This is a genomic window from Fluviispira multicolorata (assembly GCF_009208585.1).
Classification (GTDB): Bacteria; Bdellovibrionota_B; Oligoflexia; order Silvanigrellales; family Silvanigrellaceae; genus Silvanigrella; species Silvanigrella multicolorata.
In genome coordinates, this window is sequence record NZ_WFLN01000006.1 from 17293 (window position 1) to 31518 (window position 14226).

Genomic DNA, 14226 nt, shown 5'->3' on the forward strand with positions numbered 1-14226 from the left:
AAATAAAAAAAACTAATCTAAAAAATTCAAATTAAAAATATTTTTTCACAAATTTATTATTTAACGTGCCGTATATCCCCCATTAGCAAGAATTGTTTGGCCAGTAATCCACCAACCATCAGTCACCAGAAATTTCACTAAAGGAACAATATCTTCAATATCTGTCAATCCTGTTTTACTAAAATTTGCAAGTGCAGGGGCTTTTTTATTATATTCTACAGCTTCTGGAGTCTCTTGACCATAGAAAAAAGGAGTGTTCATAGGACCTGGCCCAACTGCAGTGACTGATATACCACGCTGGCCAAATTCAAACGATGCGGCACGCGTAAAATGCTCTACAGGTGCTTTTGTACCAGCATAACTTGAATAAAAAGGAGTATAAGCGGAAAGCAAAGAAGTTACAATTGTACATATTTTTCCATTATCGTTTAAATTTTTTCCAGCTTCTTTTATAAAAAAATAAGCTGCTTTTGAGTTTATATCTGACATACTATCAAATTCGCTTTCAGTCACTTCTACGATAGGTTTCTTTAAAACTTTTCCTACAGTATTGATCGCAATATCTATCTTACCAAATCTACTTTTTCCTTCTGCAAATACTTTTGCAACCTCGTTTGCATTTGTAAAGTCACCTTGAATTTCAAATGCTTCACCCCCATTTTTTTTAATTTCAGCGACAGTTGATTCGGCATCTTTTTTAGTTGAAGCACTATTATAATGAACAATTATTTTAGCTCCCTCCTTTGCAAAAGATTTGCTTATAAGGCCCCCTAAATTTTTTGCTCCTCCTCCAATAAGTACAACTTTATTTTTTAAATCATGGGATATCATAAAATCTCCTTTCTTTGCATATTTGAAATTAGAAAATATTTCTATTTTAAATAAAGATAAACAATGTTATTTTAAACAGACTGTTATCAAATTTTTAAACAATTAAGAGTTAACTCATATGGATTATTTCATAAAAAACATTAATATTTTTATTGAAGTTTCTAAAAAGGAAAGTATCACAAAAGCAGCCTTAAGTCTTAAAATTCCAAAGTCTGCAGTTTCAATTGGAATAAAAAAACTGGAAGAAAAAGTTGGCACTCGATTGCTTTTTCGTTCAACTCGAAAAGTAAGTTTAACTCAAGACGGAATAGAATATTTGCACCTCTGTAAAATATTACTATCTGATATTGAGCAAATAGAATACTTATTTAAAAAAAATAAAAATATAATTAAAGGTCAATTAAAAATTGATGCTCCCAGTAGAATTGCTTGTCGAATTATTATTCCAAATTTATCAAAATTCTTTACAATTTACCCAGATATTAAAATTTTCTTAAGTTCTAGTGATCGTTTTGCTGATATAATACATGAAGGATTTGACTTTGCTATTCGCGTAGGTGAATTAATGGACTCATCGTTTATTGCAAAACCAATTGGCAATCTAAAAATGATAAATTGTGTCAGTCCTAATTATTTAAAAAAATTTGGTCTTATAAATACAATCGAAGATTTATCTAAACACTTTATAGTAAATTACGAGGAAAATTCTGGGATAAAACCTGAATTTGAATATATGTTAAATGGAAAAATAAATTATTTAAAAATAAATTCTCTTATTTCAGTCAATAATGTTGAATCTTATATTTCAGCTGCAATTGCTGATTTAGGGATTATCCAAGTACCAGAATATGATGTTAAAGAACACTTAAAAAAGGGAGAACTTACAAGAATCTTAAATAATTTTAATGCAAACACAATGCCAATTTCATTTATTTATCCTCATAAGGAACTCATTCCAACTCGAATGAAAATTTTTATGGAGTGGCTTAAAAAAGAAATTGAACTACATATTGAATAGCAAATAAAAAGCCAAATATTTCTAGATTATTTTATTGCAAAAATGCTGTAATAAATCATGCTTGACTCCTATATATTTTTTTAATAAGCAGAAACATCTAAAATATCAATAATTAATTAAATATTTTAGATTGGACAGAATTTTCAAATGGAATTAGGATTTTATGGATATCTTATTTTGGAAGTTACAAACAAGAATACCTTTGAGAGATTGGGGGAAAACTTGAGAAAATATCCTAGCTTTTTTACATACTTTATCTTTATAAATAAAATAAGCTGTCGATCAATTTGGATGCGAAAAGCTTCTTGGTTTGGTACTTTACTCTTTGCAGGTTGTTTACTTATTTTATTTCCATTTGGCCTAGGAACCGAAGCTTTACAAAGAAATGATGTGCGCATTGGCTCCCTTTGGATAATTAACGAGTTCATTGCAGCCCTTATTATTGGTCGCATGTTTTCACCCGAACAAGAGTCGTTTGCTCTTGACTATATTCTTTCATCACGCATGCCTAGAGCCGCACTGCTTGTAGGTAAAATTTCTTTTACAGCTTTACAAATTCTAAGCCTTCAAATTCCTGTAACTTTTTTTTGGATTATTCTATATAACGTGCAAACAGAAATCTTGATCGAGCTTTTAAAAACAATTGTTCCTATAAGCTTGATTTTTAACCTTGGGACTGCCAGTTTAGGTGCGCTTGTCTCATGCCTTACAGCAAGGAGCCTCGCAAAAGAAATTCTGCAGCCTATGCTTTTTTTCCCGTTACAAAGCGGTGTCTTACTTGCAGCAGTTTCTTTGTCAATGCAGATAGGCGATAATGTGCTTCTGGGCGCATTCAGTTCAACGGCATGGTGGACTGTACTTTCTGCATATCCCATTCTTTTTACAGCTATGGGTTTTCTACTAAGCAATGTGTTGCTGCAGGAATAAATTTATGAGTTTAGAAAACGAAATTCCAAAAGAAATCATACAACCCATTAAAAGATGGAATTATTTACTATTTATATTTATATTTTTCCAAATAATTGGTTGGTATTTAGCTTTATATCATATAGGAGCGGATACCGATCAAGGAAATGTGTATAGGATAATATTTGTACATGTTCCAGTTGCATGGTGCGCATTTTTTTGGGTATTTTTAAGTGCATTTTTTGCAATTTTGACTTTACTCAATCCTCAAAAAAGTGAAATTTTTGATCGCAGCAGTCATACAGCAATAGAACTTGGAACATTATTTTCTGTTCTTATGCTTATTACGGGTAGCGTCTGGGGAAAGCCTACTTGGGGAGTTTGGTGGGATTGGGATCCTCGACTGACTTCAAGTCTCGTTATGTTTCTCATTTGTTGTGGTTATCTTGTTTTAAGACATTTCACCCCAGATATACGTACGAGAAGAAATATTGCGGCAATTGTTTCTATTTTAAGTGCGGTGAATGTTCCCATTGTTTATTACAGTGTTAATTTATGGAGATCTGTTCATCAGCCCCAAACCTTTGTAGAAAAAGCTAAAAATGTATCATCTGATATAAGTATAGTATTATTATTTAACTTTGCAGCAATGTTTTTACTAAGCATAGCAATTTATAAAATAAGACGACAATCCATTTCTGCAAAAGAAACTTTAGAATATGTTAGAGGTGAACAGTGAATGAAAGTTATGGAAATGTTGGATGGCAAATTTTTGTTTATGCTTCCTATTTCATAGTTGGAGTAAGTCTTTTATCTTATGTTATAATGGCAATTTTTTCACGAAAAAAATCTTTAAAAAATATGTATGAAGAAGGATTTTTCCAAGAAAAAAACTCTAAAAATTCTTCTGCCGGAGAAAAAAGTTTATGAAATTAAATGGAGGACAAATCGCTGGAATTCTAATAGTTGTCGGATCATTAGGTCTAATCACTTATCAAGCAACACGCAGCGAATCGACTGTAACATTTTATACTCCAGCAGAAGTTTATGCCAATCCAATGAAATTTGAGGGAAAATTATTCCGAGTATCCGGTCTCGTTTTAAGAGGATCAAAAACTTGGGAATCTCAAACAAATGATTTAAAATTTCAAATTACAGATTTAGAAGGTCATAACTTTAACGTACACTATAAAGGCATACCACCTGATTTATTTAAAGAAGGACAAGGAGTTGTTGTTGAAGGAAAACTCATTTCTAAATCAGGTATTCTCCAAAAAGACAATCTCATTCAAGCTAATTTACTCATGGTAAAACACAGTGAAGTTTATGACACTAAAGAAGATCACTCTAAGCTTAAAGAAGTAAAATTACTTGATAGTATATTAAAAGATCAAAAACTAGCAGGCACACAAATCAATAAACCCGTACAGAGTAATTAAAAATGAAGAAAAATAATAAAAAAACACTCGTCTTTTCTGGAATTATTCTTATTATTTTTATGTCTTTGATGATTTATTCACTTAAGCAAGATCCTAACTTTAATCCTAGTCAATTAGTTGGAAAAGAAGCCCCAAGTTTTGTTGCAGAAGATACCAATGGAAGAAATATTAATACAAAAGATATTTTCCTTAAAGACAACTGGGTTGTTCTAAATTTCTGGTCATCTTTTTGTGTCGTGTGTCGAAGTGAAGCTCCAGAGATAGAAAACTTTTATAAGACTGTGACATTAAATTCGGATAATATAAAAAAACCAACCTTTATTAGTATCAATATTCAAGATGATAAAAAATCGATTCTAGAGTGGCAACAAAATTATGGTCAAACTTTTGCTGTATTACAAGATACAAAAGGACTCATATCGGTTAGATATGGAGTAACTGGAACACCAGAAACTTTTTTTATCGATCCTAATGGAATAGTTCGTTACAGAATAGCTGGACAAATTAGTAAAAATCTAATTTTTAATTTTATTAGTTGGCTTGAAAAAAATCCCTCTGCAACTCAAGAAGAAGTAACACAGGCTTTAAAAACAGTGAGAAGCAACTCTTAATGTCACTTGCAAATCCAGTTTTTACAAAAATAAATGATTCTTTTAAATGCTTAAATTGCTCTAAACAAGTTCCTCATGCACAGAGTACGTGTCGTGACCACTGTCCAAATTGTTTATTTAGCATTCATGTAGATAATAATCCAGGGGACAGATCTGCAGAGTGCAAAGGAACATTAAAACCAACTGCTTGGTCACAGAATAAGAAAAAAGGTTATATGATTCATTATCGTTGTGAGAAATGTGGAGAAGAAAAATTAAATAAATTTTTAGAGCATGATTCTTTTCAAGCAGATGATTTTAGCATTCTCTTAAAATTAAACAGCGTTACGAAGGTAAAAGAGTGAGAACTTTAAAAGTCAAACCAATCAACAATTTTATCGTTATTTCTGATGTTCATCTGCGAGAGCCAGATGATAATATAACTCAGCTGTTTTTAAAAACACTTGATAATATTCTTAATGAAAGAGTTTCTAATCAGAAGAAAATTGATGCTCTCTTTCTTTTAGGAGATATTTTTGATTTTATTACAGGTTCAAAAAAGTTTTTTCTTAAAATGTGGAAAAGTGTTTTTGAAAAATTCAAACAATTAAAAGAAAGTGGAATTCAAGTTTACTTCATTGAAGGAAATCATGACTTTGGATTTGAGCATTTTCGCTCTAAAAAATTAGACGAATATTTTACAAATTATGGCGATTGCTCAATAGAGTTTATACATGAAAAAACAGGAAATATTGTTTTACGTCACGGAGATGATCTTATTTGTCCTGAAAAATATATTAAATTTAGACAGTTTGTTAAATCTAAATTTTTTCAAAAAATTACATCATTTCTATTCGCTGGATTTTTTATGCATTTCTTATTTTCTCGCTATGCAAAAGCAAGTAGATTGCAAGATGTATATAGAAAAATTGAACCTAACTTTATAAAAACCTGCCTTGATAAATATTTCTTATTTTATATGAGTGAATTTAATAAAAAAATTAACATTCTTATCATTGGTCATATCCATGTTTTTATTAATACATACTATAAAGACACTCATATACTAGTAGGCCCAGATTGGTTTTCAGCGCCAAATTATTTATACTATAATGAGGATGGAGTTTCAGAAAGAGTTTATTGCGACAATAAAATACAAAAAGAGTTTCAATTAAATAATTTATAAATTTTCCAATTAATGATTTTGTTGATTATGCTTACTTGAAATTCTATTAACAACTTCTAATATACGAAGTCCCTTATTCAAAACTGCTATTTCAGAGTCTTTCAGATTTTGAAATTGGCAAGAAATTGTCTTACCTAAATTTGTAGCTCTTTTTATTTCAGCCTTTAATTTCAATTTATCTTCAGAGTCAATCCCAAACATTTTTACCGGTATTTCAAATGTAACAATGCAACCCACTTTATATCCACGTTTTATATTATCAACTTCTAAATTAAGACTCACGCCACCAGCAGAAATATTATTTATCGTTCCCATAACTGTTACAGTATCATCTTCATCAGTTGTGATTTGAACAATAGCTTTGCTCGTAAAACGCTGATGAACTCTATTTTCAACGCCAGATGAATCCGTCATAGGAGCTCCGAATTTAAGAATAACTGAACTCAAAAGAGATCGGAAGAATTTAAGAGTTTATGAGTGAAAAATCATTCTTTTTATCCTGTCTTTTGTAAAAACTATTTGTTTGCTTCGCTGCAAGATCTTTCTCGTACGTCAAAAATTCCAATATAATTTAAGGATTAATACCCTTAAAATACGACTAGATATTTCAGATTTTAAAATCTTCAAAACATGAGGTTTTGATATGGAACTTTCTAGCATTATAGGTCCCATACTTGGTGCCATCGCAGTCGTTGGAACTGCTGTTTTAAAAGGACTCTCACCTGCTATGCTATGGGGTGGTTCCGCGGCCATGATCGTGGGAGTAGGAGCTATGGCTGCTGTTATGACTGCCTATCCAATGAAAGATGTTGTTTTTTCTTTTAAATCCCTTGGTTTATTTCTAAATGGTCCAAAGATGGATTCAGAAGGCGCTATTTCATCAATTGAACGCCTTGCTCAATTGGCTCGTAAAGATGGAGTGCTTGCACTCGAAAAAGAAATCGACAAACTCGAAGATCAACTGATGAAAAAAGGTATTGAAATGGTCTCCATGAATACAGAAGCACTCATAATCGAGAATATTCTCCTTTCTGAAATTGATATGATGTATGAAGAAGAAGAAATTGCTGCAAAATTTTGGGAAGATATGGGCGCTTTTGCTCCAACCATTGGTATTCTTGGTGCGGTGCTTGGACTCATGGTGGTGATGCTCAATCTCGACAATCCACCAGAAATTGGCCCTGGAATTAAGACAGCATTTATTGCAACACTTTATGGAGTGGCTCTTGCAAATCTATTTGCCTTACCTGCGGGAAAAAAAATTAAAAGAATGTGTCATCACAAGAAGGTTTTTAGAGAAATGGTTGCTACTGGAATCATAGGAATTGCTCAAGGAACAGCTCCTAAAGTGCTAGTAGAAAGATTACATGGAATGGTTCATCACTAATGCCAAAGAAAAAGAAGTGCCCCGAATTTGAAAACCATGAACGCTGGCTTGTCGCATTTGCTGACATGATGACACTTCTCTTTGCACTTTTCGTGGTTCTTTATGCCATTGCAATTGTTAATACCTCTAAAGTCAAACAAGTCACGGAATCGATGCAAACAGCCTTTGGTATTAAGGAGGAAATCCCCAAGGAAGAGGGTACAATTCCGCGGGGCCCAACAGCAACAGAAGGTATTTTCCGCTACATTAAAGGCAACACAAGTCGAGAACAAATTCTGCAAAAAATCATAAGAGAGAGAGCTGCGATTATATCTGCACAAGCAAAAGCCGTCGAACAAAAACTATCCGAGAGGTTATATGGAACCAAGCAGTTTCCTGATAGCGCAAAAAAACCTGTAGACAGAGTTATTTATGTAGCTCGTGACCCAGAGGGAATTCGTATCACATTACTCGCGCGCATTCTTTTTGCCCCTGGGGAATACAATTTAGCGCCTGAAGCATCTAAACTCATTCAAGCCGTTGCAGAAGTTCTGAAAGGTATTGGAAGAGTTATTCGAGTTGAGGGGCACACTGATAATATTCCTTACGAACGAAATGGTATGTCAAATTGGGAACTCAGCACCTTGAGAGCAACTTCTGTCACAAAATTTCTGCTAAACACAAATCTATTTCCTGTTGGAAGTGTTTATCCTGCAGGTTTTGCTGAAACGCGTCCACTTGCTGAAAACGACTCAGCTGAAAATAGAGCATTGAATCGTCGCGTTGATCTGAAAATTTTGTATGATAATCCAACTGATTACATCCCACCCGATGAACAACTAGGCAATGAAGAAAAATCGAACAAAGAATAATGTTTGAGCATTGCTCAATCTGAGATATATAATATAGATTCAGGGATTAGAGTGTATTTTTTAAATACAAATTATGCTGATTTAAGTAAAAAATCCCTAATTATTGTTTTTAAAAAACTTTATGGAGACTTCCATGTCATTTCTTAATTTTAAAAAAAACCATTCCTTTATCAATTTGAAGGAGCATTGCTCAACATATTCTCTGAATCCAAAAACCCCTTTATTTTTGATCGTTTCAACAAGTCTTTTAATGTCTGGATGCATGACCTCTTCTCGTCAAGATCAAATTCAATCTTCAATCAGTCAATTGCAGGGACAAATTTTCCAGATTCAAGAACAGCTCAGCTCTCGAGATCAACAAATAACTAATACGACCCAAACAGCAATTTCTTCACAAAATGAAGTGCAAAATTTACAAACACAAATCCAACTTACACAAGGAAATGTAGACGAACTGAAAGCACGTCTCAAAAGAATGGAAGAAACATCTGGGAACGGTGGTAGCGAACAAAATGTGATTACTTTAAATAATAATCACGAATTTATCGCATTGCAAAGACAAATTGCACGTATTGAAATAATGTTAAACAATCGTTTAAATAATAACAAAAAAGCAAAGCTTCCTGAGAAATTAAAAACGATTCCTTCAATTACTAAAAGTTTAAAAACTGACTTTGAGCAAAGTAAATTCAAACAAGTCATAGACAATAGCTCAGCAATTTTAATAGCCACTGATGCCTCAGAACCAATGCAGCAAATTGCATTAGAATATAGAGCAGAAGCTCGATTTAAAATTCAAGATTTTAAAAATGCAGCACTTGACTTTACCTCATATATTGAAAGATTCCCAGATGCTCCAAAAAATGCAAGAGCCCTTCTGCTTGCAGGAGATAGTTATGTATATTTAAAAAATAATTTAATTGCTAAAACATATTATCAAGAATGCGCTAAAGTATATGCAAATATGCCCGAAGGAAAAGCTTCTGCGGGCCGTCTTGCAAACTTAACGGCACAATCCAATTCCTCTCAAGCTAAAGCTCAGTAAAAATTACTATGCAAAATACACTTCTCTCTATTGAAAGTTCCTGCGATGAAACAGCAGTTTCTATTATTAAAGTAAAAAAGAATGCCGAAGGACAAATTATTTCTTTAAATATACTTGCCCATGAGGTTGAATCCCAAATGGAAAGCCATGCACCATTTGGCGGTGTTGTTCCGGAGGTTGCAGCACGCGATCATCTTGCTAAAATCTATGAAATTGCAAATAAAGCATTGCAAGTCTCAAGATTAAAAAAATCCGATTTGTCAGCTATTGCGGTAACAATGGGACCCGGTCTCATTGGAGCACTTATGGTAGGAGTTTTATTTGCACGTGGCCTTGCTATGGCACTAAATATTCCGCTTATTTCTGTTAATCACGTTGATGCACACTTAGCACCTGCTCTATTATTAAAACAATTTTCACCAAAAGATGATTTACGTGCTTGGCATGATGTAGATACTATAACTTATCCAGCTCTTGCATTAACAGTCAGTGGTGGTCACTGCCATTTGAGTTTATTAAATTCCCCGACTGATCGAACAATTCTAGGAAAAAGTTTAGATGATGCCTGTGGTGAAGCGTTTGATAAAGTCGCAAAACTACTTGGAATGAGTTACCCAGGTGGCCCACTTATCGAAGAATTAGCTAAGCAAGCTGAAAAGTCGGGAAATATAAATGAATTTACATTTCCAAATAAGCCGGCTAACAAAGAAAATAGATATAATTTTTCTTATAGTGGAATTAAAACTTCTGTTATGGAAACTATTCGTAAAGAAACAGGAATAAAAAAAGGTAAAATCACTGGAAAAGATTTGAGTAAAGAAAAAAAACAAGGAATTGCATATGCGTTTCAAAATGCAGCTCTATCGCAATTATTAAATAGAGTTGAAAATGCTTTACAAGACTATCCAGAAATTAAATCAGTCCTAGTCGCGGGAGGAGTAGCACAAAATAAAAAATTTAGAGCTCTTTTTTCAAAATTAAATAAACCTACTTATTTTGCTCCTCCCTCGTTGTGTTCTGACAATGCCACTATGATTGCATTACAAGCCGCCCTTAGTGAAAATGCGGAAGGATTTATTCAGCATCCATTTGCAAAGTATCACTAAGAGAAAAAATTTTTAAAAATCTTGACATTAATTTTTTTATTCATAAGATATTATTGCATTAATCAATTTTCTGAGTCAATATACACAGAAAGTTTCAATCTTGATTTTTAAATTCAAGGAGAATTCCATGTTCATTACCAAGTATATCTTAATTATTATTTCCAAATAATTTGGCAATAAATACATAGAAATACCAAATATAAGTTAATACCCTTTTCTTCGAGTGTATGTTTATATAATTCTTTCATATTTTATTGCCAATTTTTAAATTAAAAAATTAAATTTAAGAAAGCACAATAAAAAATGGAATTATTAAAGAACTTATTCTTTCTATATTTAACTCCTGTTTTTAAAAAAATTCTGAATAAAGACTCTAATTGGACTGAAACAGACGTTCCAACTCTTGCTCCAGTTTTTAGCGATAAATATTTAAATGAATTTGAAAGAAAATTAAACTATAAAAGCAAAATGCATTTAGCTAAAAGCTTTTTAGACAGAACTAAAAAGCAAATATTATTACTTATTACTCTTATGTTATTAAGAGTTCTATTTTCCCTTCTTTCATTTTTTGCACTGTATTACTTTATAAATCAAATCATGTATTTTAAGAACATTCATTCCGCCATTCTTTCTTCACTTTTAATGACATCAAGCATATTTTTTAATGGAATTATTACAGCACAATACTTTAAAAAAAATTATCGTTTTCAATATTTTACAAAATATTTTTTTGCTAGATATATCTTTAAAAAAATTCCCAAATTATACAGAGAAGAGTTCAACGAAGCTCTAATTATAAATAACTCAACAAGCGACATCGAGGAATTTTCAACTATGATTTTCAGCTTTTTTGAGTTTATTCATGATCTTCTCATCTCTTTAGGTTGTCTTATTTTACTTTTTTATTACTTAGGTATATCAGCATTTTTTGCGATAGGAATACTTTTAATTTTTATACCACTCATAAAATGGGTTGTTTCTAAGACGACAAAAAAAGACGAGGAAATCCAAGAAGAAAAAGACAATCGTATACAAATTCTTAACTCACTATTCTCACAAATAAGAAATATTAAATCTTATTTACTTGAAAAATATTTCCATAATAAAATTATTGAAATAAGAAATAGAGAATTAAATAAATTTAAAGTAAATACCAAATATTATGCATTTACATATAAACTTATTTCAATATTACAAAGCATTCTTTGCATTTCAACTCTCGCTTGTTTTTTAGCGCTTGGACATGAACTCACATTGCCAGTTTTATTTACATGCCTTGGATTATTTAAAACACTTGAATCTTCTATTTTCGAATCATTTGAATTCATTCAAATATACTCCAGTGGGAAAGCTTCTTTAAACAGATTATTTAACCTTATAAAAAACTCCAAAGAAGAAGAGTTAACTGAAAATAATTTAAAGAAAGATCATGAAAATTGCATAAAAATCAACACAAAAAATCCAAATTTTAATTTGTCATTTAAAAAAGGTGAAAAAGTTGCAATTATTGGTAAAATTGGTTCAGGAAAAAGCCTATTACTTGAGATTATGTCTGGTTTTAAAACCATAAAAAAAGGTAAAATCTTATTGCAGGATAATCCTCTTTTTATTAAACAAACACCTTGGATCATGAATGCATCAATAAGAGAAAATATTAGTTTAGGAAATTCAAACTTAAATTTAGATAAATTCATTCATGCCGCAAACTTAGAAGACGATATCAAACTCTTGAAAAATGGAGTTGAAACCTTAATAGGTGAAAATGGTGTTAATTTATCAGGAGGACAAAAGCAGAGAATAGCACTTGCACGTGCTGCCACAATGAATACAGAAATAATTTTACTTGATGATCCTTTATCTGCACTTGATATGCAGACTGCAGAAAAAATTGTTAACAGACTTTTTTGTGAATTATGGAAAGAAAAAAGTCTCATTATTGCAACACATAATTTAAATTATATTCATTTATTTGATCGCATAATTTTACTCGATAAGTGTAATATTTTAGCTGATGGAAATTTTAATGACCTTATAAATTTCTCATCTAACTTCATTGATTTTTATCAGAAGGCTCATAACTCTTCAGAACTGAACAAAGTCATACAAAATGATAAAAAGAAAATTCCTCAAGGATTTAATGTTAATGATGAACTAGAAATTGAAAATTTAAAGAACTCATTCAAGACATACTTATTTTACTTGAGAGCAATTTTACAGACTAAAAAATTATATGGAATATTCTATTTAATCATTTTTTTAATATTGTTTATAGGCACTGCATTTTTACCAAAATTTCAAGATATATGGCTAAGTTTTTGGTCTTCTAAAAATTTATCGATTATGAATTTTAATTTTATAAATAATTTTTCAAATATGAGTAATATTTTAATTTACTCACTATTTGGACTTTTAAGTGCATTGAGTATTGCATTATTAACGTTCCTCTGGAGTTATAGGGGTGTATATGTGTCTGAACTTTTAAATATTAAAAGCTTAAATAAACTGTTATTTTCTCCTTTAAAATCAATTGACACTTTGACTACAGGGAGGGTAATAAGCTGCTTTTCACATGATATTTCAATCTTAGACTCTAAATTACCAAAATATTTTCAAAAATTTCTGTGTGTAATATTTGAAATGATTTTTTTTCTAATAAGCTTATTTTTAATCAAACCTATAATTATACTTCTCATTTTTCCAATTATTTTATTGCAATATAAAATATTAAAATTATATATCCACTCCTCAAGAGCATTAAATAGAAAAATAGCAATACCAAGAGCATCGCGTATTAATAACATACGAGAGAGCTATCAAGGTCAAAATATCCTCAGCGCACTTAATATGCAAGAGTGGTTCTTCTCAAAATATATTTTAAATCTTCAAGAAGAAGTAAGAATGGAAATACTAGAGGCAGACATTGATATGTGGCACTGCTTTATGTGCTTTTTAAACAATGCTTTACTTATTTTAATTATTAGTCTTATTGGAATTTTTCTCATTCATGTAGGAAGCATAAGCGCACCTATTTTATCCTTAATAACAACATGGATAATGATCGATATTTTACATTTTGTCTTTAATTTTTCACATTCATTTTCAAATGTTGAACAAGGACTTGTTTCTCTTGAAAGAGTTGAGGAATTTAGCTATGAAAAAGTTGGAGTTTCAGAAAATAAAAGTAAAATAATATCAAGTAATAAAGAAGGCAGTTTCATAGAATTTAAAAATGTTTATATGCAATATGAAAATCAAGAGAGATATGTGCTAAATAATTTTTCAACCTCAATAAACTTTGGGGAAACAATAGGAATTGTTGGAAAAACAGGATCAGGAAAAAGTTCAATATTATCGCTTCTTCTAAAATTCTATGATTATTCTCATGGACAAATATTTTTCAATGGTAAAGGTATTGAAACTTATTCAACTCAGGAAATTCGCCAGCAAATATCTATAGTTTTACAAAATCCTCAGTTTTTCCCTGGCAGCATCCGCTATAATCTTGATCCTCATGATAAATGCAAAGATGAGATGATTTTCTCACTCCTTTCTGAATTGAACATTCTAGAAATGATAAATTCTTTTCCTGAAGGAATTCATACTAATGTCTTAAGCGAAAAGTTTTTACTCAGTGTTGGACAAAGACAAATTTTATCTTTTGCAAGAGCTTTACTTAAACCAGCTAAAGTTCTTTTACTTGATGAAGCTACAGCAAATATTGACATTAAAAGTGAACAAATTATTTTGAAAAAATTAAAAGATCTTAAAGGAACAATAACTATAATTATAATTGCTCATAGAACTGATATCCTAGCCTCAGCAGATCGAGTTATAAGTATTTAAAATAAATTCGTATGGTTTTTTTAT

Annotated in this window: 15 protein-coding genes; 13 read left to right on the top strand and 2 right to left on the bottom strand. The window is 31.2% G+C overall.

Annotated features, from left to right (window positions below; all coding sequences use genetic code 11):
* Positions 1-60: 60 nt before the first annotated feature.
* On the bottom strand, positions 61-831 hold the full coding sequence (locus GCL57_RS06510; RefSeq protein WP_152212550.1) for an SDR family oxidoreductase: 771 nt from the start codon (positions 829-831) through the stop codon (positions 61-63).
* A 118-nt stretch (positions 832-949) separates the two neighbouring features.
* On the opposite strand from GCL57_RS06510, the gene GCL57_RS06515 reads away from it, so the two are divergent.
* From GCL57_RS06515 to GCL57_RS06550, 8 genes are all read left to right on the top strand, one after another.
* Positions 950-1849 (top strand): LysR family transcriptional regulator, encoded by a 900-nt coding sequence (locus GCL57_RS06515; RefSeq protein WP_152212551.1) that lies wholly within the window; start codon positions 950-952, stop codon positions 1847-1849.
* 222 nt (positions 1850-2071) lie between these two features.
* A complete protein-coding gene (locus GCL57_RS06520) occupies positions 2072-2776 on the top strand; it encodes a heme exporter protein CcmB (RefSeq protein ID WP_161597634.1) in 705 nt (234 codons plus the stop codon).
* Positions 2777-2780: 4 nt separating this feature from the next.
* On the top strand, positions 2781-3494 hold the full coding sequence (ccsA, locus tag GCL57_RS06525) for a cytochrome c biogenesis protein CcsA (protein ID WP_161597635.1): 714 nt from the start codon (positions 2781-2783) through the stop codon (positions 3492-3494).
* Entirely contained in the window at positions 3491-3685 is a 195-nt protein-coding gene (locus tag GCL57_RS06530) for a hypothetical protein (protein WP_152212554.1), read from the top strand. Before ccsA ends, GCL57_RS06530 begins: the two co-directional genes overlap by 4 nt.
* Entirely contained in the window at positions 3682-4194 is a 513-nt protein-coding gene (locus tag GCL57_RS06535; RefSeq protein WP_152212555.1) for a cytochrome c maturation protein CcmE, read from the top strand. The genes GCL57_RS06530 and GCL57_RS06535 overlap by 4 nt, the downstream gene beginning before the upstream one ends.
* 2 nt (positions 4195-4196) lie before the next feature.
* A complete protein-coding gene (locus GCL57_RS06540; protein ID WP_152212556.1) occupies positions 4197-4805 on the top strand; it encodes a TlpA family protein disulfide reductase in 609 nt (202 codons plus the stop codon).
* Positions 4805-5149 carry an RNHCP domain-containing protein gene (locus GCL57_RS06545; RefSeq protein ID WP_152212557.1) on the top strand — a complete coding sequence of 115 codons (345 nt, stop codon included), beginning with the start codon at positions 4805-4807 and terminating at the stop codon, positions 5147-5149. Before GCL57_RS06540 ends, GCL57_RS06545 begins: the two co-directional genes overlap by 1 nt.
* The gene (locus tag GCL57_RS06550; protein WP_161597636.1) at positions 5146-5970 is read left to right on the top strand and encodes a UDP-2,3-diacylglucosamine diphosphatase; all 825 of its coding nucleotides are present in this window, start codon (positions 5146-5148) and stop codon (positions 5968-5970) included. The genes GCL57_RS06545 and GCL57_RS06550 overlap by 4 nt, the downstream gene beginning before the upstream one ends.
* A 9-nt stretch (positions 5971-5979) precedes the next feature.
* On the opposite strand, the gene GCL57_RS06555 is transcribed toward GCL57_RS06550, so the two are convergent.
* Positions 5980-6384 carry a PilZ domain-containing protein gene (locus GCL57_RS06555; protein ID WP_152212559.1) on the bottom strand — a complete coding sequence of 135 codons (405 nt, stop codon included), beginning with the start codon at positions 6382-6384 and terminating at the stop codon, positions 5980-5982.
* A 229-nt stretch (positions 6385-6613) separates the two neighbouring features.
* Between GCL57_RS06555 and GCL57_RS06560 the strand changes: the two genes are divergently transcribed.
* From GCL57_RS06560 to GCL57_RS06580, 5 genes are all read left to right on the top strand, one after another.
* Entirely contained in the window at positions 6614-7357 is a 744-nt protein-coding gene (locus GCL57_RS06560) for a motility protein A (protein WP_152212560.1), read from the top strand.
* Positions 7357-8208: an OmpA/MotB family protein gene (locus tag GCL57_RS06565; protein WP_152212561.1), complete on the top strand. Its 852-nt coding sequence runs from the start codon at positions 7357-7359 to the stop codon at positions 8206-8208. Before GCL57_RS06560 ends, GCL57_RS06565 begins: the two co-directional genes overlap by 1 nt.
* A 133-nt stretch (positions 8209-8341) precedes the next feature.
* Entirely contained in the window at positions 8342-9253 is a 912-nt protein-coding gene (locus GCL57_RS06570; protein ID WP_152212562.1) for a hypothetical protein, read from the top strand.
* Between the two features lie 8 nt (positions 9254-9261).
* Positions 9262-10359, top strand: a complete 1098-nt coding sequence (tsaD, locus tag GCL57_RS06575; protein WP_152212563.1) for a tRNA (adenosine(37)-N6)-threonylcarbamoyltransferase complex transferase subunit TsaD — start codon at positions 9262-9264, stop codon at positions 10357-10359.
* 303 nt (positions 10360-10662) lie between these two features.
* Positions 10663-14202, top strand: coding sequence for an ATP-binding cassette domain-containing protein (locus GCL57_RS06580; RefSeq protein WP_152212564.1), 3540 nt, complete (start codon positions 10663-10665; stop codon positions 14200-14202).
* Positions 14203-14226 lie beyond the last annotated feature (24 nt).

Bases quoted from the DNA above. Each gene is read 5' to 3' on its own strand.
- GCL57_RS06535 (WP_152212555.1), top strand. From the start codon at position 3,682: ATGAAATTAAATGGAGGACAAATCGCTGGAATTCTAATAGTTGTCGGA.
- GCL57_RS06540 (WP_152212556.1), top strand. From the start codon at position 4,197: ATGAAGAAAAATAATAAAAAAACACTCGTCTTTTCTGGAATTATTCTT.
- GCL57_RS06510 (WP_152212550.1), bottom strand. From the start codon at position 831: ATGATATCCCATGATTTAAAAAATAAAGTTGTACTTATTGGAGGAGGA.
- GCL57_RS06560 (WP_152212560.1), top strand. From the start codon at position 6,614: ATGGAACTTTCTAGCATTATAGGTCCCATACTTGGTGCCATCGCAGTC.
- GCL57_RS06580 (WP_152212564.1), top strand. From the start codon at position 10,663: ATGGAATTATTAAAGAACTTATTCTTTCTATATTTAACTCCTGTTTTT.
- GCL57_RS06570 (WP_152212562.1), top strand. From the start codon at position 8,342: ATGTCATTTCTTAATTTTAAAAAAAACCATTCCTTTATCAATTTGAAG.
- GCL57_RS06545 (WP_152212557.1), top strand. From the start codon at position 4,805: ATGTCACTTGCAAATCCAGTTTTTACAAAAATAAATGATTCTTTTAAA.
- GCL57_RS06565 (WP_152212561.1), top strand. From the start codon at position 7,357: ATGCCAAAGAAAAAGAAGTGCCCCGAATTTGAAAACCATGAACGCTGG.
- GCL57_RS06555 (WP_152212559.1), bottom strand. From the start codon at position 6,384: ATGACGGATTCATCTGGCGTTGAAAATAGAGTTCATCAGCGTTTTACG.
- tsaD (WP_152212563.1), top strand. From the start codon at position 9,262: ATGCAAAATACACTTCTCTCTATTGAAAGTTCCTGCGATGAAACAGCA.
- ccsA (WP_161597635.1), top strand. From the start codon at position 2,781: ATGAGTTTAGAAAACGAAATTCCAAAAGAAATCATACAACCCATTAAA.
- GCL57_RS06515 (WP_152212551.1), top strand. From the start codon at position 950: ATGGATTATTTCATAAAAAACATTAATATTTTTATTGAAGTTTCTAAA.